The sequence below is a fragment of the Aestuariispira insulae genome (assembly GCF_003385955.1).
GTDB classification, from domain to species: domain Bacteria; phylum Pseudomonadota; class Alphaproteobacteria; order UBA8366; family Aestuariispiraceae; genus Aestuariispira; species Aestuariispira insulae.
This window is the reverse complement of record NZ_QRDW01000004.1, coordinates 38443-63244: the sequence shown is the minus strand read 5'-3', so window position 1 is coordinate 63244 and position 24802 is coordinate 38443. Positions and strand designations below refer to the sequence as shown.

The 24802-nt window shown below is 56.3% G+C and carries 19 protein-coding genes; 5 read left to right on the top strand and 14 right to left on the bottom strand.

What is annotated here, in order from left to right; translation table 11 throughout:
* Nucleotides 1–166 precede the first annotated feature (166 nt).
* Nucleotides 167–1786 (top strand): acyl-CoA synthetase, encoded by a 1620-nt coding sequence (locus DFP90_RS11195; RefSeq protein WP_115936583.1) that lies wholly within the window; start codon nt 167–169, stop codon nt 1784–1786.
* Between the two features lie 17 nt (nt 1787–1803).
* On the opposite strand, the gene DFP90_RS11190 is transcribed toward DFP90_RS11195, so the two are convergent.
* The 3 genes from DFP90_RS11190 to DFP90_RS11180 all read right to left on the bottom strand — a co-directional run bounded on the left by DFP90_RS11190 (nt 1804) and on the right by DFP90_RS11180 (nt 6533).
* A complete protein-coding gene (locus tag DFP90_RS11190; protein WP_115936582.1) occupies nt 1804–4239 on the bottom strand; it encodes a GcvT family protein in 2436 nt (811 codons plus the stop codon).
* Between the two features lie 32 nt (nt 4240–4271).
* Nucleotides 4272–5822, bottom strand: a complete 1551-nt coding sequence (locus DFP90_RS11185) for a trimethylamine methyltransferase family protein (RefSeq protein ID WP_115936581.1) — start codon at nt 5820–5822, stop codon at nt 4272–4274.
* A 108-nt stretch (nt 5823–5930) separates the two neighbouring features.
* The gene (locus DFP90_RS11180) at nt 5931–6533 is read right to left on the bottom strand and encodes a helix-turn-helix domain-containing protein (RefSeq protein ID WP_115936580.1); all 603 of its coding nucleotides are present in this window, start codon (nt 6531–6533) and stop codon (nt 5931–5933) included.
* 243 nt (nt 6534–6776) lie between these two features.
* On the opposite strand from DFP90_RS11180, the gene DFP90_RS11175 reads away from it, so the two are divergent.
* Nucleotides 6777–7754, top strand: a complete 978-nt coding sequence (locus tag DFP90_RS11175; protein WP_115936579.1) for a GlxA family transcriptional regulator — start codon at nt 6777–6779, stop codon at nt 7752–7754.
* Nucleotides 7755–7799: 45 nt separating this feature from the next.
* Here DFP90_RS11175 and DFP90_RS11170 read toward each other — a convergent pair whose 3' ends face one another.
* The 3 genes from DFP90_RS11170 to DFP90_RS11160 are packed head-to-tail and all read right to left on the bottom strand — an operon-like array spanning nt 7800 to nt 13240.
* On the bottom strand, nt 7800–11000 hold the full coding sequence (locus tag DFP90_RS11170; RefSeq protein ID WP_115936578.1) for an error-prone DNA polymerase: 3201 nt from the start codon (nt 10998–11000) through the stop codon (nt 7800–7802).
* A complete protein-coding gene (locus tag DFP90_RS11165) occupies nt 11000–12562 on the bottom strand; it encodes a Y-family DNA polymerase (protein ID WP_115936577.1) in 1563 nt (520 codons plus the stop codon). The genes DFP90_RS11170 and DFP90_RS11165 overlap by 1 nt, the downstream gene beginning before the upstream one ends.
* 9 nt (nt 12563–12571) lie before the next feature.
* Nucleotides 12572–13240: an ImuA family protein gene (locus DFP90_RS11160; RefSeq protein ID WP_147300993.1), complete on the bottom strand. Its 669-nt coding sequence runs from the start codon at nt 13238–13240 to the stop codon at nt 12572–12574.
* 226 nt (nt 13241–13466) lie between these two features.
* Here DFP90_RS11160 and DFP90_RS11155 point away from each other — a divergent pair, with 226 nt between their 5' ends.
* Nucleotides 13467–14450 carry a S1C family serine protease gene (locus DFP90_RS11155; RefSeq protein WP_115936575.1) on the top strand — a complete coding sequence of 328 codons (984 nt, stop codon included), beginning with the start codon at nt 13467–13469 and terminating at the stop codon, nt 14448–14450.
* Here DFP90_RS11155 and DFP90_RS11150 read toward each other — a convergent pair.
* From DFP90_RS11150 to argE, 6 genes are all read right to left on the bottom strand, one after another.
* Nucleotides 14447–14881, bottom strand: coding sequence for an acyl-CoA thioesterase (locus DFP90_RS11150; RefSeq protein ID WP_115936574.1), 435 nt, complete (start codon nt 14879–14881; stop codon nt 14447–14449). The two genes, DFP90_RS11155 and DFP90_RS11150, sit on opposite strands and share 4 nt — an antisense overlap.
* Nucleotides 14882–14897: 16 nt before the next feature.
* Complete coding sequence (locus DFP90_RS11145) at nt 14898–16049, bottom strand: iron-containing alcohol dehydrogenase (RefSeq protein ID WP_115936573.1); 1152 nt, start codon at nt 16047–16049, stop codon at nt 14898–14900.
* 66 nt (nt 16050–16115) lie between these two features.
* Nucleotides 16116–16886 carry an enoyl-CoA hydratase gene (locus DFP90_RS11140; protein WP_115936572.1) on the bottom strand — a complete coding sequence of 257 codons (771 nt, stop codon included), beginning with the start codon at nt 16884–16886 and terminating at the stop codon, nt 16116–16118.
* A 139-nt stretch (nt 16887–17025) separates the two neighbouring features.
* Nucleotides 17026–18549, bottom strand: a complete 1524-nt coding sequence (locus DFP90_RS11135; RefSeq protein ID WP_115936571.1) for an alanine/glycine:cation symporter family protein — start codon at nt 18547–18549, stop codon at nt 17026–17028.
* Between the two features lie 46 nt (nt 18550–18595).
* On the bottom strand, nt 18596–19027 hold the full coding sequence (locus DFP90_RS11130; protein ID WP_115936570.1) for a universal stress protein: 432 nt from the start codon (nt 19025–19027) through the stop codon (nt 18596–18598).
* Between the two features lie 776 nt (nt 19028–19803).
* A complete protein-coding gene (gene argE / locus DFP90_RS11125) occupies nt 19804–20961 on the bottom strand; it encodes an acetylornithine deacetylase (RefSeq protein WP_245957040.1) in 1158 nt (385 codons plus the stop codon).
* A 183-nt stretch (nt 20962–21144) separates the two neighbouring features.
* Here argE and DFP90_RS11120 point away from each other — a divergent pair, with 183 nt between their 5' ends.
* The gene (locus DFP90_RS11120; RefSeq protein ID WP_115936568.1) at nt 21145–22080 is read left to right on the top strand and encodes a LysR substrate-binding domain-containing protein; all 936 of its coding nucleotides are present in this window, start codon (nt 21145–21147) and stop codon (nt 22078–22080) included.
* Entirely contained in the window at nt 22073–22555 is a 483-nt protein-coding gene (locus DFP90_RS11115; protein WP_115936567.1) for a GNAT family N-acetyltransferase, read from the top strand. The genes DFP90_RS11120 and DFP90_RS11115 overlap by 8 nt, the downstream gene beginning before the upstream one ends.
* Nucleotides 22556–22578: 23 nt before the next feature.
* On the opposite strand, the gene DFP90_RS11110 is transcribed toward DFP90_RS11115, so the two are convergent.
* Nucleotides 22579–23709 carry a DNA alkylation repair protein gene (locus tag DFP90_RS11110; protein ID WP_115936566.1) on the bottom strand — a complete coding sequence of 377 codons (1131 nt, stop codon included), beginning with the start codon at nt 23707–23709 and terminating at the stop codon, nt 22579–22581.
* Nucleotides 23710–23813: 104 nt separating this feature from the next.
* Nucleotides 23814–24701, bottom strand: a complete 888-nt coding sequence (gcvA, locus tag DFP90_RS11105; RefSeq protein ID WP_115936565.1) for a transcriptional regulator GcvA — start codon at nt 24699–24701, stop codon at nt 23814–23816.
* Between the last annotated feature and the right edge of the window lie 101 nt (nt 24702–24802).

The window sequence follows — 24802 nt, the reverse complement described above, 5'->3', positions numbered from 1 at the left end:
ATCTTAGACCGCTTTGATTAACAATAGGTAACTCCACGAATGAACTGGCACATCATAAAAGCGTCCCAACAAGTCACCGCAATATATAGCACAATTCAGTTTTGGTTTTATATTATCCCTAAAATTCGCCATCATCGGACGAATAAATGGTAACAGCGAGGACGGCATGACAATTTACGAAAATGATCTAGGCCGAAATTCCGTCAATCATGTCCCGTTAAGCCCGCTCTCCCTGATCCGGCGCACTGCCAAGGTCTATCCCAACCGATTGGCCGTCATTCATGGCTCCCTCCGCCGTACGTGGCGCGAAACCTATGAGAGATGCGTGAGACTGGCCTCCAGCCTGACTGATTTGGGTATTGGCAAAGGAGATACCGTTGCAATCATCGCCGCCAATATTCCGGAATTTCTGGAGGCGCATTTTGCCATTCCAATGTGCGGGGCGGTCCTCAATTCCCTCAATACCCGTCTTGATGCCAATGCCCTCAGTTATATGCTTAGACATGGGGAGGCAAAACTCTTCCTAGTGGACAGCGAGTTTTCCGACTTGGCCAGGGAAGCGGTGAGCAACCTGGAAAATCCTCCGACCATCATTGATATCCAAGATAATGAAGGCCCTGCAAGAGCACCCTTTGGTGAAACAGATTATGAAACCCTCATTTCCAAGGGAGATCCCAACTTTCCTTGGCACATGCCCGATGATGAAGAAAACGCCCTAGCGTTGAACTATACCTCCGGCACCACCGGCAACCCGAAGGGTGTCGTCTACTCCCACCGGGGAGCTTATCTGAATGCCATGGGCAATGCCGTTACCTGGCCCATGCCCCATTTTCCGGTCTATCTATGGACGTTGCCTATGTTCCATTGCAATGGCTGGTGCTTTCCCTGGACGATCACTGCGCTTGGCGGCACACATGTCTGCCTGCGTAAGGTTGACGGCAACAATATCCTCGCGGCAATTGAGGAGCACCAGGTTACGCATTTCTGCGGGGCGCCGATTGTCATGAGCATGCTGATCAGCGCCGCAGCAGATCAGAAAACGCGGTTCAGCCAGAAAGTTTCCATGATGACGGCCGCAGCGCCGCCCCCCGCCTCGGTGATGAGCGCACTGGAAGAACTCGGCATTGACGTCACCCATGTTTACGGCCTGACGGAAGTATATGGCCCTGCGGTAATCTGCAGCTGGCACCCTGAATGGGACTCCCTGCCCCCGGCGGAACGGGCGGCCAAAAAGGCCCGCCAGGGGGTGCCTTACGAGGTGCAGGAAGATCTTTATGTCGCAGATCCTAAGACGATGGAACCTGTTCCGACCGATGGCAAAACCATTGGCGAGATCATGATGCGCGGTAACATCATGATGAAAGGTTATCTGAAGGATAAAGCAGCAACCGAAACGGCTTTTTCAGGCGGCTGGTTTCATACCGGCGACCTGGCCGTCATGCATCCAGACGGCTATGTGCAGATCATGGACCGGTCCAAGGATATCATCATATCGGGTGGGGAAAACATATCATCAATCGAAATCGAGAATGTCCTTTATGATCATCCCGATATTCTAACCGCCGCCGTGGTCGCAAAACCGGATGAAAAATGGGGGGAAACGCCTTGTGCCTTTATTGAGCTGAGATCGGGCGTAACTATTGACGAAAACGAGATCATCGCATTCTGCCGTGAACGGCTGGCCCATTTCAAATGCCCGCGCCATGTGATTTTCACCGAAATCCCAAAGACTTCCACCGGCAAGATCCAGAAATACGCCTTACGTGAAAAGGCGGGCAGCCTATAAGACTGCCCGGTTCTTGTTCAGCCGCGCATTCTTTCCCCTTTGGGGTCGAAGGGAGCCTCCGGTAAAATTGTAGCAGAACATTCCCGGCCAAGAATTTCGATGCTGAATTCTCCGGCTCCATATTCACCTGAAAGCGCCGTTGGCACATATCCAAGCGCCAGCGATTTTTTCAGATAATGGGCGTATCCACCGGAAGTCACCCAGCCAATAACCTCCCCCCGATGCCAGATTGGTTCATCCCCAAGAACATCCGCGTCCGTCGCGGCAACATCCATCAGGACCAGTTTTCTTGTCGGCCCCTCTTCCTTTTCCCGGACAGCCGCATCCCGTCCGATAAAATCGCCTTTATTCAGGTTCACAAACCGCCCCATGGCCGCTTCATAAGGGCCATAGATCGGCCGATATTCAGTTGCCCAGGAACCAAAGGCCTTTTCCAGGCTGAGCGAGCGCAGAGCCCGGCTGCCAAACAGGGTGAGACCAAAATCCTCGCCCTTGGCCGTCAGCAGGTCATAGAGCGCCGTCAAATAGTCAGCTTTCACCCATATTTCAAACCCCAGATCACCGGTAAAGCTGACACGCCCCACATAAGCCGGAATCATGCCCACATCCATCTTCGCAAAATCCATGAATTTAAAAGCCTCGGCACTGACATCGCCGCCCGCAACAGTGGTCATCAGATCCCGCGATTTGGGCCCTGAGAGCGAAAGCCCGACCAGATCCAGCCCCAGACAGCGGATTTGAACGCCGGTTTCCGGCAAATGCTCCTCAAACCAGCGCATATGGTAGTCTTCTGCAACACCGGTTCCAAAGATAAGGAAATGCCCCTGTGCCACCTTCGCTACGGTGAAATCACCAATAAGCTTACCCTCCCGGTTCAACATAGGTGCCAAAACCATGCGGCCTATTGCAGGCATTGTGTTGGCCAGCATATGGTTCAGCCAACCTTCCGCCTCAAGCCCGGTGACTTCATATTTGGCGAAACCGGAAATTTCGAACAGTCCCACCTTTTCACGCACCGCCCGGCATTCCGCCGCCACGGCATCAAAGGCGTTGGACCGGTGAAAACTGACTTGCTCCACAGCTTCCGTCCCGTCCGGCGCAAACCACATAGCGCTTTCAATTCCGCAGGAATCGGCAAATACCGCGCCCTTCTCCTTCAGCCGGTCATAAATCGAGGTCATACGCAGCGGCCGCCCTGCCGGCAGGGTTTCATTGGGGAAAGCGATCCGAAAACGCCTTGAATAATTCTCGCGAACCTTGGCATTTGTATAAGCCATGGTCGTCCAGTCGCCATAACGCGCCACATCCATACCCCAAACATCAAAGCCCGGATCGCCGTTGATCATCCAGTTGGCCAGGGCCAGGCCCACGCCGCCGCCCTGGCTGAAACCGGCCATCACCCCGCAGGCCGACCAATAGTTCTGCAGGCCCCTTACTGGCCCAACCAATGGATTGCCGTCAGGCGCAAAAGTGAAGGGGCCGTTGATGATCTGTTTGATACCGGCCTGGGCGAAGGCGGGAAAATGTTTGAACCCGACCTCCAGAGATGGCGCAATCCGATCGATATCGGGCTGCAGCAGTTCATGACCGAAATCCCAGGGAGTGGTCTTTTCCGACCAGGGCACCCCGGCACGTTCATAGGTTCCCATCAACATGCCTCCGCGTTCCTGGCGGAGATAGAGCTCTCCTTCAAAGTCAATGCAGTGCGGCACTTCCTTGCCGGTGTCTTTGTTGATCGCCGCCACCTCCGGCATATCCTCGGTCAGGAGATACATATGTTCCATTGCCAATACCGGCAGCTCGATCCCGACCATGCGGCCGACCTCGCGAGCCCAAAGGCCGCCGGCATTGACCACATGCTCGGCATGGATCGTGCCCTTCTCGGTGATCACATCCCAACTGCCATCCGGACGCTGGACCAGCTCCTCCACCTTGTTGCGCAGATAGATCTCAGCCCCATTGACCTTGGCCGCCTTGGCATAGGCATGTGTGGTGCCGCTGGGATCAAGATGCCCCTCAATCGGATCATAGAGTGCGCCTTCGAAATGCTTCTTATCCATCAGCGGGAAGATTGCCGCCGCCTCATCCGCAGTGATCAGCTGCAAATCATCCATCCCCAGATAGCGGCCTTTCGCCTGGGCCAGGCGCAGGAAATCCATACGCTCCCTTGTCCCGGCCAGCATGACCCCACCGGTCAAATGCAATCCACAAGACTGACCAGATTTTTCCTCGATCTCTTTATATAAATCAATGGTATAGGACTGCAGCTTGGCCACATTGGGATCTCCATTGAGGGTATGGAACCCACCCGCCGCATGCCAGGTGGAGCCGGAGGTCAGTTCCGACCGCTCCACCAGAACCACATCTTTCCAACCAAGCTTGGTCAGATGATAGAGCACCGAACAACCGACCACGCCGCCGCCGATAACAACAACCTGAGTATGGGTTTTCATAATCTACTGTCTCCCGAATACGGGGACCGCCATTAGAAGTTGGACGGTGCCCCTCCCTCTTCTTTGCGCTTTGCCACAAAGGCATCCAATTCCTCTTCTACTGCCGGATCCAGGGGTGGGGCCTGGTAGTCCTCCAAGACCTGCCGGTAGATTTCATGAGCGCGCTGGGCCGTGTCCTTGGCCCCGGCCTCGCACCAGGTCTCAAAATTCCGCCAATCGGCGACCAACGGCGCATAAAACGCATCCGAATAGCGTTCCTGGGTATGGGCGGTGCCGAAATAGTGGCCACCAGGCCCCACCTCGCGCATGGCGTCAAGAGCCAGACTGTCAGGATCGGTTGCCACCGGTTTCATATATTCCGCGACCTGCTGTAACAGATCCACGTCGAGGATGAATTTCTCAAAAGAGGCACAGAGCCCACCTTCCAGCCAGCCTGCCCCATGCATGAGGAAATTGGTGCCGCCCATGATGGCCCCGAACAGCGCCATTTGAGATTCACTGGCCGCCTGGGCATCGACACAGTTCGACGCATTCACATTTGAAGAGCGGAATGGGAGTTGATAGCGCCTGGCCAGCTGGCCGCTGATCTGGGCCGCTTTCACATATTCGGGTGTGCCAAAGGCGGGCGATCCGGTTTTCATATCCACATTGGACGTGAAACCGCCATAAACGACCGGTGCCCCCGCCCGGACCACCTGGGTGAAGACGATCCCCGCCAGGGCTTCCGCATTCTGCTGGGTGACAGCCCCAGCCAGGGTGATCGGCGCCATCGCACCGGCCAAGGTAAAGGGCGTCAGCACCACCACCTGATTGCGGCTGGACATCTCAATGATACCCTGCAGCATCGGTTCATCCATGGTCAGCGGGGAGTTGGCATTGATAATGGTGAAAAGACTTGGCTCCGCCTGCAATATCTCTACGGAAATGCCACGCGCAATACGGGTGATCTCCAGTCCGTCCAAATTGCGTTCGCGCCCCAGGGAATAGGCATGAAACACTTTGTCGCTCAGCTTCACGAAATCGGACAGGCAATCCAGATGACGGGTAGAGGGCGGCAGATCCACCGGTTCCACCGGATACCCGCCATAAAGATGGATGATGTTAAAATACTGCCCCAGTTTCAGGAAGTTGCGGAAATCCTCTTGATTGCCACGCCGACGGCCGCCGGTCAGATCCGAGGCATTGGGCGCGCTGGCAACTGTGCAGAAATTGAGATGATTGCCGCCAATGCGCAAGTTCCGTTCCGGGTTGCGGGCATGAAGGGTGAATTCCGCCGGAGCCTTGGCCAGATGATCCATCACCATGCTCCGGTCGAACCGGACACGGCCGCTGCCCTCATCCACGTCGGCACCGGCTTCCTTCAAGAGACGACGGGCCTCAGGCAGCAGGAAATTAACCCCGATTTCCTCCAGCACCCTCAGGGATGCCAGATGGATATTTTCCAATTCATCGGCCGATAGGACTTCAATAAAGGGTCTGGTATGTTCCAGGTTTTGCCACGGCAACTGTTTCACACCGCAGCCCGTCACGGCTTCGCGCGCGTTACCCCTTCTGCGGGGCCGTCTGTTTCCGGCCACTGTCATCGCCTGCACTCCCAGATATCAGAGATCCGCATTCCAAAATTTCAATATAATGGAATTTAATTTAATATCCTGCGTCAATAGGGAAAATGACGGCGATGTGTTTTTTTGTCAGGATTTACCCTGATACTGGCTGGGCAGCGCCATGACCATCAACGCCTTAACGGTTTTTTTGCCCCTGTTTTCAATCTCATGTGCAACCGTCGGCCCGAATCGTATGGTATCTCCTTCCTGAACCTCCATGACCCGGTCGGACAGAGTGAGCAAAATCTGTCCTTCCTGCACCGTGATATGCTCCCAGGTGCCTTCCGGCTGTGGCACCGTATCCAGACGGCCACCTGGTTCCATGGTGACCTCATACCATTCCATAGGCAGGATTGTGCGGGCCGGACTGAGGATTTTCAGGACACATTTCCCGTCACGGCTTCTGATTTCCGGGGTCGAATAATCTTTCAGATGCTCTATTACCTGCTTGCGGCCAGCGCCTTTGCCACCCTCAACCAAATCGGCAATATCCACCCCCATGGCAAAGGTCAGGTTCCATAATACAGCAAAAGTGGGGTTCACTTTTCCGCGCTCAATTTGCGACAGCATAGATTTGGAGACACCGCTGCGGCTGGCCAACTGCTCAAGGGTCAGCTTTCGCTCCTTGCGGAGCACCTGGAGTGCCCCGCCCAAATCCGGCACATTGGGAAGCTTGAGCTCTTTGTTCATTTTATCACCGCCAGAACATCATTTCCATTATACTGAATTTTTTTAAAATACTGATCAATCAACCCGCCATCAATCTTTAACCTGCCATTCTATGATCAAGCCCCCTAGGGCCAAGCATGCCGGACCGGGCAACAGAATGGGCCAAATGGTCGTAAATTGAATGAAGAATGCGCCAAAAAGCCCTAAACGGCGGGATCATACGCATGATATGTATTTTAACCTGTACTTTATGAGGGTGGTTTGATGCCAAGTGAGATCATTCCAGAGAACAAATTGGATTGGGAATGCCGGGTCGGTTTCCTTCTGGTCCCGGGTTTTTCCATTCTTTCGCTCTCTTCCGCGGTTGAACCGCTGCGCGAAGCCAACAGGCTCAGTGGGAAACCGCTCTATGAATGGTGCCTCTATTCCTCCGATGGCCTTCCTGTCCGGTCCAGCAGCGGCATCTCCATTCCCGTGGATGCCGATATTGAAGAGGGCAGCATACCAAAAATCCTGTTTGTCGTGGCCGGTTTCACCCCCCTTGATGTGCCGGAAAAGGCCTATGGCTGGCTGCGGTCGTTGAAAGCCTATGGCACGGTCCTTGGGGGGATCAGCACCGGTGCCTTCCTGTTGGCTGATGCCGGCCTGCTCAATGGTTATCGTGCCACCACCCATTGGGAAGACGCCCCCGCCGCCGTGGAGCAATATCCCGCGGTCGACTGGACCGGTGCCCTGTTCGAACAGGACAGGGACCGGATGACCTGCTCGGGATGTTCGGCAACCCTGGATATGATGTTAAACCTGATCCTGGAAGATTACGGCAGCACACTTTGTTCCCAAGTTTCCAACCAGTTCCAGCATGAGCGGGTGCGCTCTTCCTCCGATGAACAGCAGCGCCTCGAACAGCAGCGACTGCATGTGAAATGCGAGCGTGTGCTGGCCGGGATCAAGATCATGGAACAGAATCTGGAAGAGGCGCTGCCTCTGGATGATATTGCCACCCGGATTTTCATGTCCAGGCGTCAGCTGGAGCGACGGTTCAAAACCCATACCGGCCAGTCACCGGCCGAATTTTACCGTAACCTACGACTTTCCAAGGCCCGGACCCTGCTGATCCGGACCGGCATACCGATCATAGAAGTCGCCATTGCCTGCGGCTTCACATCCCTGTCCCATTTCACCAAAAGCTATCGCCTGAAATTTGGAGTCACCCCCCGGGAAGAACGGTTTCAGGCAGTCTGATCGCCCAGAGAGTCTCCACCTTTTCAGCAGAGAGCCTAAACCTTTTTAATGGAAATCCCGACTGGGAAAGAGCCTGCGCGCACTGTCTCTGGGATGACTGCGCCCACTGTTTGAGGCCTGCGGCACCAGACGGTTGGGCCGGGGTGTCCCTTTGCGGCAGGCAAGCTCGTCCAGCATGTCGGAAAGATCCTCGACCTGGTCCGCCACCACATGGGTGACAATGCCTTCCCGCTGCAATTTACCGGAAATCCGGATCACCCGCGCGGTCAGAACCACCCGCCTGAATTGTTTGAATTTGTCCGGCCAGACGATGCAATTGGCCGTGCCGGTCTCATCTTCCAGGGTAATGAAAATGACACCGCGCGCACTGCCCGGCCGCTGGCGTACCAACACCAACCCGCACACCACCACCTTATCACCATCCTGCCGGTCCAGAAGCCCGGCCCCCGTGGTCACCCCCGGCAGGGAGGGCCGCATCAATTCCAGGGGATGGGCCCTGAGCGAAAGCTTGATCGCCTTGTAATCGGTTACCACCTCCGCGCCCAGGCTCATGGCCGGCAAAGCCACCTCCGGATCATCGCCACGCTCTGCTTCCCCCGCATTCTGAAACAATGGCAAAGGCTTGTCCCCAGCAATGCCCTTGGTCGCCCAAATCGCCGCCCGCCTATCCAGATCGAAACTGGCATAGGCATCCGCCCTGGCCAGCGCATTTAGCGCCTTGCGGCTGACACCGGCCCGCCGCCAGATATCTTCCACCCGGCGATAACCGTTGCCCCGGAAGGCCAGGATCTCTTCCGCCTCCGCCTGGGCCAGCCCCTTGATCATGCGCAACCCCAATCGCAGCGCATGGCCATGGATGCTGGGCTGCAGCGCGCAATCCCAATCGGATTCATTAATGTCAGGCGGCAACACCTCTACCCCATGGTCCCGTGCATCCCGGACAATCTGGGCGGGCGCGTAAAACCCCATGGGCTGGCTGTTCAACAGCGCGCAGGCAAAAACCGCCGGATAATGACATTTCATCCAGGCCGAAACATAAACCAGCAGCGCAAAGCTGGCCGCATGGCTCTCCGGGAAACCATACTCGCCAAATCCCTCAATCTGGCGGAAACAGCGTTCAGCAAATTCCCGGTCATAGCCGCGCTCCAGCATGCCTCGGACCATCTTTTCATGAAAGGTATGGACCTTGCCGGTATGACGGAAGGTCGCCATGGCCCGGCGCAGCTGATCGGCTTCCGAGGGCGTGAAACCGGCCGCGACAATGGCGATCTGCATGGCCTGTTCCTGAAACAAAGGCACGCCCAGTGTTTTTCCCAACACCTGCTCCAATTCCTTTGATGGGAAGATCACTGTTTCCTCGCCATTGCGGCGGCGCAGATAGGGATGGACCATATCGCCCTGGATCGGGCCCGGGCGCACAATCGCCACCTCGATCACCAGGTCGTAGAAATTCCGAGGCTTCATGCGCGGCAGAAAGGCCATCTGCGCCCGGCTTTCCACCTGAAACACCCCCAAACTGTCCGCCCGGCAGAGCATATCATAGGTCTTTGCATCCCCCTGCGGCACCATCGCCAGATTGTAATTGCGGCCATAATGGGTTTTCAGCAGCTCAAACCCTTTGCGGATACAGGTCAGCATGCCGAGCGACAGCACATCCACCTTCAGGATGCCCAGCGCATCCAGATCATCCTTGTCCCATTGCACCACGGTCCGATCTTCCATGGCCGCATTTTCAACCGGCACCACCTCATCCAGCCGGCCGCGCGTGATGACAAATCCGCCCACATGCTGGCTCAAATGGCGTGGAAAGCCCATAAGCGCGTGGATCAGGGCAATGGTCTGGCGCAGACGCCGATCCCGGGGATCCAGCCCGGCATTTTCCAACTGCTCATCAGTGATCTCATCGTCATGACCCCAACCGAAAATCTGGGAGGAAAGCAAGGTCACGCTGTCCTGCCCCAATCCCATGGCCTTGCCCACATCCCGGATCGCCCCCCGGGCACGGTAGGAGGAAACCACCGCGGTCATGCCCGCCCGGTGGCGACCGTATTTCTCATAGAGATATTGGATCACCTCCTCGCGGCGCTCATGCTCGAAATCCACGTCAATGTCAGGCGGTTCATTGCGTTCGGCAGAGATAAAGCGTTCAAACAGCAGATCCAGCTCGGCGGGATCGACCGAGGTGATGCCCAGGCAGTAACAAACCGCTGAATTGGCTGCCGATCCGCGCCCCTGGCACAGGATGTCCCGGGCCCTGGCAAAGCGCACCAGATCATAAACCGTCAGGAAATAGGGCGCGTAATCCAGCTGCTCCACCAGGGCGAGCTCATGCTCGACCGCGGCCTTAACTTTGGCCGGGATCCCGCCCGGATAGCGCCACTTGGCCCCTTTCCAGGCAAATTTTTCCAAGCTTTTCTGCGGAGTAAGCCCCTCTTCGACCACCTCGTCGGGATATTCATAGGCCAGTTCATCCAGGCTGAATCGGCAGGCCTCCATCACTTCAATGCCCGCTACCAGCGCTTCCGGCCAGTCCTCGAACAAAGCGGCCATCTCCGCCGGGGATTTGAGATGCCGTTCGGCATTTTTCTGCAACAAAAGCCCCGCCCGGTCGATCACGGTTTTTTCTCGGATACAGCTCAAGACATCCGCCAGCGGGCGCCTTGCCGCGCCATGCATCAAGACATCATTGGTGGCCAGCATCCGAACCCCCGCCTGTTCCGCCAGGACCGATATTTCGGCAATGCGGTCCCGATCCGCCCCACCCAGTCGGTGATGGGCCGCTAGATAGACCCGCGCCCCATAGACTGCCTTCAAGGCCGACAGTTGCTCTGGAAAAGCGGGTTCATCCCCGGCAGCTTCTGGCGTCAGCATGATCAGCCGCATGCCCGCGCCCCCCTCCAGGATATCCTGGAACCGCAACAGACATTCCCCTTTTTCCGCCCGTCGTCGCCCAAGGGTGATCAGCCGCGACAGCCGCCCATAGGCGGCCCGGTCTTCCGGATAGGCCAGCAGACTGATCCCTTCCTCCAGATCCAGCCTGGCACCGACCAGCAGCCGCATGTGATGCTCTTTGGCTGCCATATGGGCGCGTACCACCCCCGCCAACGTGTTGCGGTCCGCCACCCCAACAGCCGCCAGCCCCAGCGCTTTGGCCTGGATCACCAGTTCAGCCGCATGGCTGGCTCCTTCCAGAAAGGAAAAATTGGTCAGGCATTGCAGCTCGGCATAAACGGGGGCCTTTTCCATCACCGGAACAGCCCCTGAAGGAACCACCGCGTCTGCCCGGCCCTGCCCCCTTCCCGATAAAGCCAATAACGCGCACCGGTGTCATCCTCGACCCGGTAATAATCCCGCGCGCCCCGCCAGCCGGCCCGGTCCTGCCACCAATCCGGTGCGATCCGTTCCGGCCCCGCCAGCTTCATCACCCGCCGGATCCGCCCACGCCAGCGAAAGGCGGTTTCGCCCGGACGGATCATCGCCTGGTCTTCCCCCGCCAAACTGAGCAGCACCACTGGCTCTGCCGGGCTGATCAGCCGCACGGGCCGGGCCGTCTGTTGCGGCCAGCCGCCTTTAGGCAAGGCTTCCCTGGCCAGCCGGGCCCCGATCCCCACTCCCAAGGCCTGCGCCCGGTCCGGCAAATGGCTGTTGCGGGGTTCAAGGCCATAGACCGCGCCTGCCCCCAACCGGTTGCGCAACCGGTCCGCCAGTTCAATAAGCTCGGCCCCGGCCCGTGTTTTCCCCTTCTCCCCGGGGGCAGTCAAGGCCGACCCCATCGGGGCCTGGCTGGCGGCCATGGGTTCCATCCGGCTGACCGACAGCAGGAAACAATCAATGCCGAAACCGGGCTCCACCAGGGTCAGTTTTTCCTCAAACAGGCGCATTATATGCCGGGGATCACGCGCAGGCGCGCCCGTGCCGACCAGAAAATGTTGCTCGCCATTGTCGGTTTTCAAAATACGCAGGCAAAATTGTCGCGCGCCCAGCCGGTCATCCTCCAGCCGCTGGCAAACCTCCGACAGCAGATCCAGAACCGCCTGATGGATATCCTCCGCCCGACCGACCGGATCGGGAAAAGCAAGCCTGGCCGCATATGGCGATTTATGAGGCCTCGGGCTGATCGGGTCCGGCAGATCGCCCAGCATCTTGTCCAAGGCCAGGGCCGGTCCCATACCATAGCGATTGGCCAGCGCCGCCCTGGGGATCTCATAGAGATGACCCAGCGTCACCAGCCCCACCGTCATCAGACTCTCGGTCGCCGTTCTGTCCTGGTTCAAGGCAGTGACCGGCAGCGCCGCCAAGGCGGCCTTCATCCCTTCCCGCCCCAAAATCATGCCGTTGCGGCCATAGCGGGCAATCGCGCGCGCAGCCCCCGGCGTCGGCGCCATGGCCGCACAAACCAGGAACCCCTGTCCCTTCAGGCTGAGGCGGACAGTTTCCATGAAAGCCTCTTTCCCGCCATAAAGATGGGCACAGCCGCTCACATCCAACATCAGCCCATCGGGCGCATCCAGCGCCACCAGCGGGCTGAAACGATCACACCAATCCGCCATTTTTTCCAACAGGCGGGCCGTTTCCGCCACATCCTCCTCCCCATGGACCAGATCGCCGCAAATGGCGCGTGCCATGGCCAGGGGCATCTCTACGGCCATCCCTTCACGGCGGGCTTTCGGATTGGCCGCCACGATGATGGAACGGCCATGATCTTCGCGGGTCAGAACAAAGGGCTGGTCCCGGTCCACCAGACCGCGCCGATGAACATGATCCGTCGCCAGATAGGGAAACCAGAGCGAGAGGTAGCGCTTTTCCATATCCGCCCCTTATACCGCCATGCGCCAGTATCCCTGGCCACCGCCCCGGCAGCGGCGCAGATGCAGGGTCCAGGCTGCCTGTTCCCCCGTTTCCAGAGGACAAGGGGCCGCCTGCCATCGGCTTTGCAGCGCACTGGGGCTCAGCCCCTCCCCCCCGGTCTCTCCCGCCAGGATGATCCCCAACGTACGGCCACGCTCCGCCGCCAGCTGCAAACGGCGGCTGGCGGTCAGATCAACCCGTTTTCCAGGCTCGCCCACCACGGCAGCCAACAAGCCGGATCTCAGAGCCTCTTCCATGGCCCAGAGACAGTCATGGTCATCCCGCCCCCGGGCAAACAGCAATTCCCCGGTCCGGATGCCACAAAGATCAAGCCCGGGGCCATAAAGTTCACCGGTCCGGCCCGAGCGCCCCCGGCACCAGAGCACCGGTCCCGTCACCCGGGCCAATAAATGCAGCAGGAACGCATCCGCAGCTGCACCGGAAATCTCATGCACCGCCCCAATCAACAGACCTCCGTCGGGCAAGGTTTCATCAATGGCCCTCACGCCGGTTTCCAGAACGGCCTGCATATCCACCGCACCAAAAGAAGATCGTTCCAACCGCGCGACCTGCGCCCGCAAAGATGCAAGATCCACAAGATTGTCGCCACAGCCAGGATCAAGAGAGGATGATCGCACGACGCCTCCACCAGACAGTCAAAGGGAATACCAGAGCTGTTCCATATAGCATGTTCTTGTTTTGTTCTCAATGCATAATAAAAATATGGCTATGGAACATTACCAGGGCCAATAAGGATAATTTAATCATTCATCGCTAGAATCCGTTCTCACGGACCTGGGTTCCTGTGGGAGGGAACCCTGGCCCGGCTTGAAATCAACGAACAGGGCATGGAGACCGGAGGCCATGCTGTATGTGAGGATCATCTGTGGGCTGATTGCCCTATGGTTCCTGCCCGGCAATCTGCTGGCGGCAGACAGGGTGGATTGGCAATCCGCCGCCCAAGCTCACCAGAAAAAACTCATCAGCCTCTATCACAGGGGCGGTGAGGAAACGGACAAAAGCGGTAACGGTTTCATCCTGGGTCCAAACGGCCTTGTTCTTACAACCGCGCGCACTGTGCGGCATTATGGAAACATCCGGGGTCGCACCAGGGATCAGAAATGGCACAAACTCACCCTCCTGGCGGTCGACCCGATCAGCAACCTGGCCATCTTGAAAATCATATCGCCGCAATTCCCGGATCTGCCTGCACCCGAATGGATCAAAAGCACGGGATTGAAAGCCGGCACACCAGTCGCCATTGTGATACCCACTACCGGTTTGAGCGGAAAAATTGTCACCACCCTGCTCACCAACCCGGACCGGGTCATCAATTGGGGGCCACACGACCGTTTCATTGAGATATTGGACAATCTGCATGAAAGGGAACGCGGTGCCATCCTGATTGACAGGGACGGTCATTTGGCCGGCATCTTCACGGCCATGGACCTTACCGGGGATGGACACATGGCCCGGGGCGTCTTTATTCCCTATGATACGATCGAGAATGTGGTGAAGGAGCTTCGCACCTTTGGCCGGGTGCGCCGCAGTTGGCTCGGTATCGGTATTGAGCCGGTCGCCCTGGACCGGCGCCACCATCTGGGCCTCCAGAAGGAAGAAGGCGTTCAAATTTCCTATGTCACGGAAAACAGCCCCGCCGATCTTGCAGGCTTGCAAAGCGGTGATATCCTGCTGGCCTTTAACGACATTCCGCTCCTGGAAATGCGCATGCTGCCGCGCCTAGTCGCCAACAGCCAGGTTGGCAATCAATATGCGCTCTCGATCATGCGCGGGGGCAGACCGCTGACATTGACCACCACCCTTGCGGAAAGACGGCTGGAAAATTAACCGGTTTTGATCCCTTCAAGGGCCTGTCGGATCGGGGCTGGGATGTCATGCGGCTTATTACTGGCCCGATCCACGAAGACATGGACAAAATAGCCTTCGGCACAGGCCTCTTCGCGGCCCTCTTTAAAAATCCCGATGCCATATCGCACTGAGCTGTTTCCAAGATGTTCGACCCGCAAAGCGCCCGTGATCCGCTCTGGATAGGCAATGGAGGCAAAGTAACGGCAATGGGATTCAACCACCAGCCCGATGGCCGGTGACTTGGCGATATCCAATCCGCCTTTTTCAATCAGAAACTGGTTTGCGACAGTATCGAAGTAGGACAGGTAGGTCACATTATTCACATGCCCATAGATGTCATTGTCCATCCATCTGGTGGTCAGCGGCTGATGATGCGGATAGTCCGATAGCAGGCCCGGCTTATTATCCATTCTGTTGCCCCGTTTTTTATAAGACTGTTTCATAGATTTCGCGCGCCGCGCTAAAGGTCATTTTCCGCGGATTATTGACCAATAGACGCTGCTGTTTCATGGCGTCCGCCGCCAGAAGGTCGAGATCGCCTTCGCGAACCCCCACCTGGCCCAGCCGGGTTTCCAACCCCAATTCAGCCGTCAGACGCGCCAACCCGCCAATCAGATCCAGTGCCGGATCACCGGCCTCGTCCAATCCATCAGGAAAGACAATCGGCGCCAACTGGCGATATTGATCCGCGCAAGTCTCATGGTTGAAACGCATCACCGCAGTCAGCACCAGGGCATTGCTGAGCCCGTGCGGCACATGAAAATGACCGCCCAGGGGATAGGCCAGCGCATGCACACCGCCCACCGGCGCGTTGGCAAAGGCCTGACCGGCCAGCATCGCTCCCAGCAACATATTGGAACGCGCCTCGCGATTGCCCCCATTAAAGACCGCTTCGCGGATATTGCCGGACAGCAGACCCAGCGCCTTGACCGCCAGCATATCGGATATGGGGTTTTTCCGGATCTTGCTGGTATAGGCCTCAATGGAATGCACCATCGCATCAATGCCCGTGGCCGCAGTCACGGAGGCTGGCAGCCCCAGGGTCAGATCCGCATCCAGCAACGCCATATCCGGCAATAATTGTGGAGACACCACACCCATCTTCTCGTTCCGGCCAGTGGTGATGATCGAGATTGGCGTGACTTCGGATCCCGTACCGGCCGTTGTCGGCGCAAGGATCAGCGGCAGTCGCCTACCCCGCACCTGGCCAACGCCATAGATATCCGAAAGTTCCTGTTCGCTTGTCGCCAGCACGGCAACCAGCTTTGCCACATCCATGGAACTGCCGCCGCCAATCGCAACAACACCATCTGCCCTCATGTCCCGGGCCAGATCAACCGCCGCCAGAACGATCGCTTCCTCCGGATCCGGGGTCACATCCTGAAAAACCTGATAGGACAGACCTGCCGCCACCAGGCTCTGAATAGCATCCTCCAACAGACCCAGCTTCAGAATCGCCGCATCGGTGACCAGCAGGATACGCGACATGCCAGTTTCTTCCGCATGGCTGGCAAGCCCATTGGCAGCCCCCGGCTCACACAGAAATGATTTTGTCGTATGAAAGCTGAAACCACCCATCTTTCCGGCCCCTTCCCGTTCATTCTTTCGGGAAAGCTTAGACCGGAACCGGTGGCCGCGCTAGCGTCAGTTCCGGAACTGTTTGAAATCAGGCTTTCTTTTTTGCAGAAAGGCGGCCAGGGCCTCATGGCATTCCGGTGATTTCAATCCCGCCATGAAATCCTGCAATTCCACCTTTATCTGGGCCACCACCTGATCCATATCGGATTTCATCAGCTTCTTTGTCTTGCGAATGGCGGCCGGTGGCTTGGCCGCATAGAAAGCCGCATGTGTGAGCGCCGTTTCCAACAGATCGTCCGCTGGCACGATCGTATTTACGATCCCAAGCTCATGCGCCTTTTCCGCGTCAAAAGGCGCACCGCCCAGCAGCAACTCCGCCGCCCGCGCATGGCCCAGCTGACGGCTGAGCAAATAGGTTGCACCCGCTTCCGGCGGCAGCGCCAGATTGACGAAGGGAAACTGCAGTTGGGCCGAGGGCGCCGCAAAGACATGATCACAATGAAGCAGCATAGTAGAACCGATGCCGACCGCCGGTCCGTCCACAGCCGCGATCAGGGGAACCGTCGATCTGGCCAGTGCCAGAATGAACTGAACGCCCGGCGCAGTTTCATCTAAAATCGGGTTTTGCTGGAAATCAACCAGGTCATTGCCCGAAGTGAAACAATCCCCAGCACCGGAAAACACAATCGCGCCGACAGACAGATCCTCTTCGGCTTTGACCAGGCTGTCTGCCAGAATTTCATACATGGCATGGGTCAGTGCGTTCTTCTTTTCCACCCGGTTGAATTGCAGATGCAAAACCGCATCCTGCCGATCGATTGTCACAAATTCGGTCATGGCCTGCCTTGTCGCTCCCTCAATAATATTTTGAACTGCACTTAAGGTAATTTAATTTACGTATAAGGCAATATTAATTCAGCCAAAAGAAAAAGGGCGGCCATGACAGCCGCCCTTTCCCATACCATCAAATCACCCGTCAGGCTTTGGCAAATTTCTTCACCGCACCGGATTTCAAACGCGCCCGATAGGATTGAAGCTCACGCTTCACCACCGGCATCAGGAAATAGAGACCAATGATATTGGCAATGGACATGGCAAAAATCATGGAATCGGAGAAATCAATCACCGGCCCCAGATTCATGCTGGCCCCTATCACCACGAAGATGCAGAAAATCAGCTTGAAGACCATTTCCTTGGCCTTGCCTTCACCAAACAGATAGGTCCAAGCCTTCAGGCCGTAATAGGACCAGGAAATCATGGTAGAGAAAGCAAACAACACAACCGCCACTGACAACACGTAGGGGAACCACGAAATCGCACTTTCAAAGGCATGCGAGGTCAGAGCGACACCAGAAACACCTTCGGCACCAAGCGACCCGGTGATGATGATCACCAAAGCGGTCATCGTACAGATCACCACCGTATCGATGAAGGGTTCCAACAGGGCCACATACCCCTCGGTCACCGGTTCATTGGTGCGCACAGCCGAATGGGCGATGGCCGCGGAACCAATACCCGCCTCGTTGGAGAAAGCCGCCCGTTTGAAGCCCTGGATCAACGCGCCGACCATGCCGCCGGCAACGCCTTCGGCACTGAAGGCACCTTCAAAAATCTGGCCGAAAGCCCAGCCGATCATATCGTAATTCATTGCAACAATGACAACAGCAGTCGTCACATAAAGGATCCCCATGAAAGGCACCACTTTCTCGGTCACGCGGGCAATGGATTTGATACCACCGATAATAACAATGCCAACAAACACAGCCATGAGAAGGCCAAAAGCCCAGGCCATATCATTCAACACGCTATCCTCGCCACCAGTCACCGTCAGCAGAATTTGGTAAGACTGATTGGCCTGGAACATGTTGCCGCCGCCAAGCGCGCCGCCAACACAGCAAATGGCAAAGAATACAGCCAGAACCTTACCGAAACCGCCCATACCGCGCTCCGCAAGGCCCTTGGACAGGTAATACATCGGTCCGCCGGAGACAGAGCCATCCTTGTATTCATTCCGGTATTTCACCCCCAAAGTACATTCGGTGAATTTGGAGGCCATACCCAACAGGCCGGCCAGGATCATCCAGAATGTGGCTCCTGCGCCGCCAATGGAAACCGCCACGGCCACACCGGCGATATTGCCGAGCCCGACGGTACCGGAAAGCGCGGTCGCCAGAGCCTGGAAATGAGAGACCTCGCCCGCGTCATTGGGATCGGAATAATCACCTTTGACCAGGGCAATGGAATGGCCGACGCCCCGAAACTGAATAAAACCGAAATAGAGGGTGAAGATCGTCGCGGCAATCACCAGCCAGCCGACAATCAAAGGGAATTGAGTCCCGGCAACCGGCACCGAATAGAAGACGGTTGACGCGATCGCATTGGAGACCGGCGAGACAATCTCGTTGATGGTCTGATCCAGGGTCTTTTCCTGTGCCATCGCCACAGCCGGCACCAGCATAGCCGCAACCGCGGGCAGAACTGTTTTCAGTTTGCTCATCATATAAAGCCTTTAGCTTAAAGCATTGAATTCTTGAGAAGTTATCTGGTCAGGGCACAACAGTCACAGCGACCGGTGATGCCTGAACCAGAGATAACTGAACGCTGCCGAACACCCTGGACGAAAGGGCTGAATGGCCAGTGCGCCCGACAAAGATCTGCGCGGCCCCCGTCTCCTCGGCGATATCACAAATAATGTCGGCCACATGGCCGTATTTGATGACAGATTCGCATTCAACATCCTGCGCACGCACGCGCTCCACAACCGGATTAACCTGGGCTGCGGCCCGGTCCAACTCTTCCGTCCGGCGCTGATGACGTTCTTCCAATTCCTGTGGTGTCAGGAAACTATAGGCGGACCATTCCAAAACATGGACGATTTTAATCGCGGCCCCGGTGCCTTTTGCCTGCGCAACGGCAAACTCCACAGCCCGGTCCGCACCCGCGCTTGTGTCGTATCCGACAATATAGGTTTTTGGCATTCTTTTCCCTCTTCAAGAAGCTTGGCCTGCTCCGCACAGGTGAGGCGATCCTCACGCGCCGGACAGGGTTCGGTCACAAAAACAATCAGTTTTACGGGTGATTATTCTGAGTTACAGGCAGACAATGAGCGATTGGCTGCCATACCGCATCGCTGCGGCAAATGCCTCTTGAAGGAAGAAAGCCCCTTCAAACATACAGTCATTTTATTACCCCAATTATTATTTGCTATGTCACCCCGATTGAACAATGGGCAACACCCCTTCCGCGGCGGCAGCTCTTTTCGGCAAACCTTATCCAGCGGCATTCTCGCGAGCGGTGTCATAATGCCGCTGAATGTTTTTTTCCAGAGGTAAATTTCGATTGTATGGTTACAATAATTCACTGTTTCTTCGAAATATTGTTATCTCACCGCTATTTAGAACAGAAAAAAGGCCCGCCAGAAATCTGGCGGGCCCAGTGTTTTGGGTTTCAGGATTAAGAACCACAGAGATATCCAGGCCCCCTGTCACATGTGACACAAGACCAATCCTTTCCCCCGTTGCATTGGAATCGACCCTAGCCTCTTCCAATATTCTTCATACCGGTGTGGGAAACACCGGAAAGCCTTTCAAAAAATCCGCTGTCAGCCGGTATCTGGGGCTGCGAGAACAATAGGGGCGATACCGGCCGACAGGGATTTACTCATGCTATGGCTGTTTCCGGGAAGAGCCTTCCTCGATCTCACACCACAGCTATTAACCGTACACTTCCTTCCCTCCCTGGCGGGACGAATCCGTCACCGTGCCAGATGATCTATCAGGCGGCCCAGGAATTGCTCACATTCCGTGACCTGTGATTTTTCAATGAATTCATTCGGCTGATGCGCCTGGTCAATGGAACCAGGGCCGCAGACGATGGTTGAATAGCCGACTTCCTGAAACTGGCCTGCTTCTGTGGCATAGGGCACCACGGATACCGAGTTTCGGCCTGTCAGATGTTTGCACAATTCCTCTGCCGCGCCATTTTCCTCCGGCCGCATGGCCGGTGCAGAAGATGTGCGCTCCGTCGTGATCGAACATTCCGGTGCAATAGCGCGCATGCCCGGCAACAGCTCTTCATTGGCATATTGCTCAAACCGCTCAACAAAGGCGAAAGGATCATCTTCCGGGATATTACGCACATCCCAGACAAATTCGCATTTCCGGGAAATGATGTTCAAAGCGGTGCCGCCATTGACCTGCCCCACATGCAGGGTGCTGAACGGCGGTTCGAATCCGTTGCTGGCATCGGCACGCGCGCGGTTTTCCGCCATCATGCAATCCAGGAAATTGATCAGTTTTGCCGCGGTCATCACTGCGCTGACACCGCGATGCACCTGGCTGGAATGCGCTTCATGACCAATCACCGTAGTTTTGAAGCCATTCACACCCTTATGGGCATTCACGATTTCCATATTGGTCGGCTCACCGATGATGGCCGCGCGCGGCTGCGGAACCTTTTCCGCCATTTCGCGAATCATCGGCGGCGCGCCGGCACAGCCCACTTCCTCATCATAAGAAAAGGCAAAATGGATCGGGGCGGCAATGTCTTTTGAGAGCATCTCCGGCACTTTGGACAATGCAATCGCGATAAAGCTTTTCATATCGCAAGTGCCACGCCCAAACAGCTTGCCGTCTTTCTCGACAATCTTGAAAGGATCGGTATCCCATGGCTGGCCATCTACCGGCACAACGTCCGTATGGCCGGATAAGACGACACCGCCGGTCACATTTGGACCGACGGTGGCATATAAATTGGCCTTGGAGCCGTCTTCATTGGGGACAAGATGGCTTTCCACACCAAAACCGCTCAGGTAATCCCTGACAAAATCGATCAACGCCATGTTGGAATGGCGTGATACCGTGTCAAAAGACACCAATTTTTCGATCATCTCGACCGGTGAATAGGTTTTCACGGTGCGTCCCGCCTGCTCTACCCTTACTCGATGTACACAAAGTCGGTTGTTCCGGTCTTGTGTCATTTTTATGAAGACTACAACAGCACCTTTCACCCTATAGTGTCAAATCGGATTATTTGCGTATACCATGCGTTTTTGCTATGGGATATTTCATAGTTTTCTTATCAGGTGGACTCATACATGCGACTAAGACAGGTTGAGGCGTTCCGCGCCACCATGCTGACTGGCACAATTACCGGCGCTTCCAAGCTCTTGATGATCACCCAGCCTTCCGCCAGCCGGTTGATTTCCGACCTGGAGGCCAATCTGGGCTTCAGCCTGTTTGAACGATCGAAAGGACGTCTGCAGCCAACGCCGGAAGGTGTGAAATTCTTTCAGGAAGTAGAACGCGCCTTTGCCGGCATGGACCGGTTGGAACGTGTCGCCGCCCAGATCCGGGAAGAACGCACCGGCCATCTGACGGTTCATTGCGCCCCCGCCATGTCCACCAATCTGATCCCCGGTGCCCTGCGGCTGTTCGAAGAAAAACGCCCTAGCGTCAAGGTCACCATCGAAGTGCGCTCGCCCGTCACCATATTTGAAGCGTTACAGGCCCACAGCACTGATGTAGCCGTTTCCAATTCTTACGCGGAACTGCCAGGCATTGAACAGGAACCGCTGGTCAGCACAGATTTTGTCTGCGCCCTGCCTCCGGGGCATAGACTGGCGGAGAAAGAAACGATCACCCCCGAAGACCTGGATGGTGAACCTTATATCGGCCTGTCTCCCGAAGGGCCGCTTAACTGGAACACCATCGACCAGATGTTTGAGGATCACAAGGTCAGTGTGGATACACGCATGTCGACCCAACGCGCACATACCGCCTATGCCGCCATCGCCGAAGGCATCGGCTTTAGCATCCTGGAGCCGTTTTCAGCACGCGAATGGGCCAATAATGGCGTGATCATTCGAAAATTCCGGCCACGCATCCAGTTTTCCTTCTCGCTCTGCTATCCACGTCACAAGGTTCGATCACAACTGGCCCAGGAATTCGGCCAGGCGATCAAACAGCATCTTTTCCTGCATCCGCCCATGTTCAACGAACATATCGCCAATCTCGAGGCCGCCGATGATTGAAATCCGTCCAGCAGTAGACAGTGACGCAAATGCCATTGCCACTCTTTGGCATCAGGGCTGGAAGGATGGCCATCACGGCCTGGTACCGGAAGATCTCTACAAGCATCGCACCTTAGAGAGTTTCCGACCCCGCGCCCTGGAACGGGTTCCAAACTGCCTGGTGGCAATTGATGCCGACACCGGTCAGTTACTGGGTTTCGTCTCGCTGAAAGGCGAAGAGCTGGATCAGTTCTTTTTACATGCGGATGCCCGTGGAACCGGGCTTGCGAAAAGATTGATGCAGGCTGGTGAAGACAGACTGCGCGACAATGGCATACAGCGGGCGTTCCTGGCTGTGGTCGAAGGCAATGACCGGGCGATAGGCTTTTACCGCAAAGCGGGTTGGCAGGAGGTTGGTCTGATCCATTACAAAGCACAAATTGAAAGTGGCAGTTTTGATATGCCCTGCCTCAGGTTTGAAAAAGACCTGACCTAAAATCCTGCCCGCTAATCCTGGCCTTATGCCATCACCAGGGTAAAGGGCAGCCGCTTTATCGCCTCGCCATTCACCAAAATCTCAACTGCATGCTCGCCCGGATAATATTTTCGGGTCGTGATCGGCTTGATCGCGTGTTTGCGCTCAGCCCTCTCTCCGGCCCCGGCTTCCAGGGATAAATTCTTCCATTTAAAAACCTTGGGCGCGAGGCTGCCATTGGCCTTGCGATGGTGGATCGCATAATCGATCACCAAGTTTTGCGAAGCCTGACCAGTTGAGGCCAGATCAATATCAAATCTCAGTTCTTCGCCAAATTGCACAACCGGCGTCAGGATGCGGAAGCTGCGCAAATCAATCTCCGGCTGGCCAAACCCCAAAGCGGCCAAGGCGCCCGCATGCCCCTGTTTGACCAGGGTTCGGCAGGCATGCTTCACCAGTCGCACACGATTTTTCGACGCCCCCTTCATCCAGCGTGCCGCCAGCTCTGCCACCAAATCCGGGTGATCCTTGGCCATCTCATTCAGGTTATTGGCAACAGAGCGTCTGACATATTCCGATTCGTCATCCTTCAAGCTCTCCAGCAGGGGCAATACCATCTCCGGCTTTTCCCGGAACAAAGGCAGGTTCATTGCCCAGGGCAGTTTCGGACGCGTGCCCTCGCTGACCAGACGGCGAACATGATGGTTATCATCCTTCACCCAATCTTCCATCACAGCCAAGGTACGCACCGGTTCCCGGATCAGAAAATGCCGGATGGAAAATTCCGAAGAAAACCGCTTCGTCATTTCTTTCAGCAAATCCAGGGACAGGTCAAAATGATCCTGCCCGCGCGCGGCGACATATTCGGTCAGGCACATGATCCCCCAACCGCGCACGCCGTCAGCATCGCTGCCGTCGGTGGAGAGATCCGCGCCATCATCGGGATGCAGGCTGGCCCGCAAAATTTTGCCCGCATGGATAAAATCATCCGGCAGGTATCGGATCATCGCATGCGTGATAGCGTGCGCACGCTCCTTCAATTCCTGCCCTTCGAAACCGGAAACCGCCTCCCGGACAAAACCATCCCGGTCAAAATCCGGCCATTGCTTTTTGAAATGGTCAGCCATTTGCGCGACCATGTTCGGATTAAAAAAATTCTTAAAGGGTTCGGGCATTTTCTTGTCCTTGGTACAAAAAGGTTAGGCTCTGTCCCCACAGTTCCTATTCCATGTCCCCTGACAACCTTATGTCAGCAGATTTTGGTCCTCGGTTTGAATGATCAGGTCTGCGCGGTCTGCCGGACCCAATTGCAAAACTGCTGGATCGACCATTCCTCAGCACGCTGTTCCGGATAAATCAGGTAATAGGCCTGTTCGCTGGGCACCGCCAAGTCCACAGGCACCACCAGCTTACCACTGGCAACCTCGTCCTGAACCAGAAAACTGGGCAATATTGCCACCCCCAACCCCGCGAGCGCCGCCTGGATTACCATATAGATCTGCTCAAAACGCGGGCCGGAAAGACTGCCATCCTGGTCTATACCCGCCGCCTTGAACCAGTCCGCCCATGCACTGGGCCTTGTGGTATGTTGCAACAAAGTCATGTCCATTAGGTCACCGGCGCCCGGATTGGGCAGATCGGACAGAAGTTCCGGTGCGCAGACCGGCACAATGCTCTCCCCCATCAGACGCTCCGTCAACGTCCCTGGCCAGTCGCCATTGCCATAAAGGATCGCCACGTCAAAATTATCCTGTTCCAGGTCAATGGTCTCCAGATGGGTCGACAGGTTGACCTGTATATCTGAATTTTCCTTCATGAACGCACTCAAACGCGGCACCAACCAGCGCGAGCCAAAGGTGGGATGCACAGCCACATTCAAGACCCCGCCTCCGCCCTTGCGCGCCATAAGCTCAATGGTGGCCTCTTCCGCCTGGTCCAGAAGTCGCTTGATTTTCAGGGCGTAAGCTGCCCCCGAAGGGGTCAGCACCAGGCGTTTTTTGACCCTTAAAAACAACGGCTTGCCCAGGAAGTCCTCCAGGTTGCGCACCTGTCGGCTGACCGCGCTTTGGGTCACGTTCAATTCCTCCGACGCCTTTGTGAAGCTCAAATGGCGGGCGGAGGATTCAAAAAACTGCAGCGCGGTGATGGAGGGAAGGAAGCGGCGCATGGGCGACCCTGTTCTAATCTGAGTAGTTCATTCCATTTTGTCATGGATCAAGGAATAATAACTTGTTTGCTTTCCTTGCCAAGTTCAGAAATCCTCAGCCT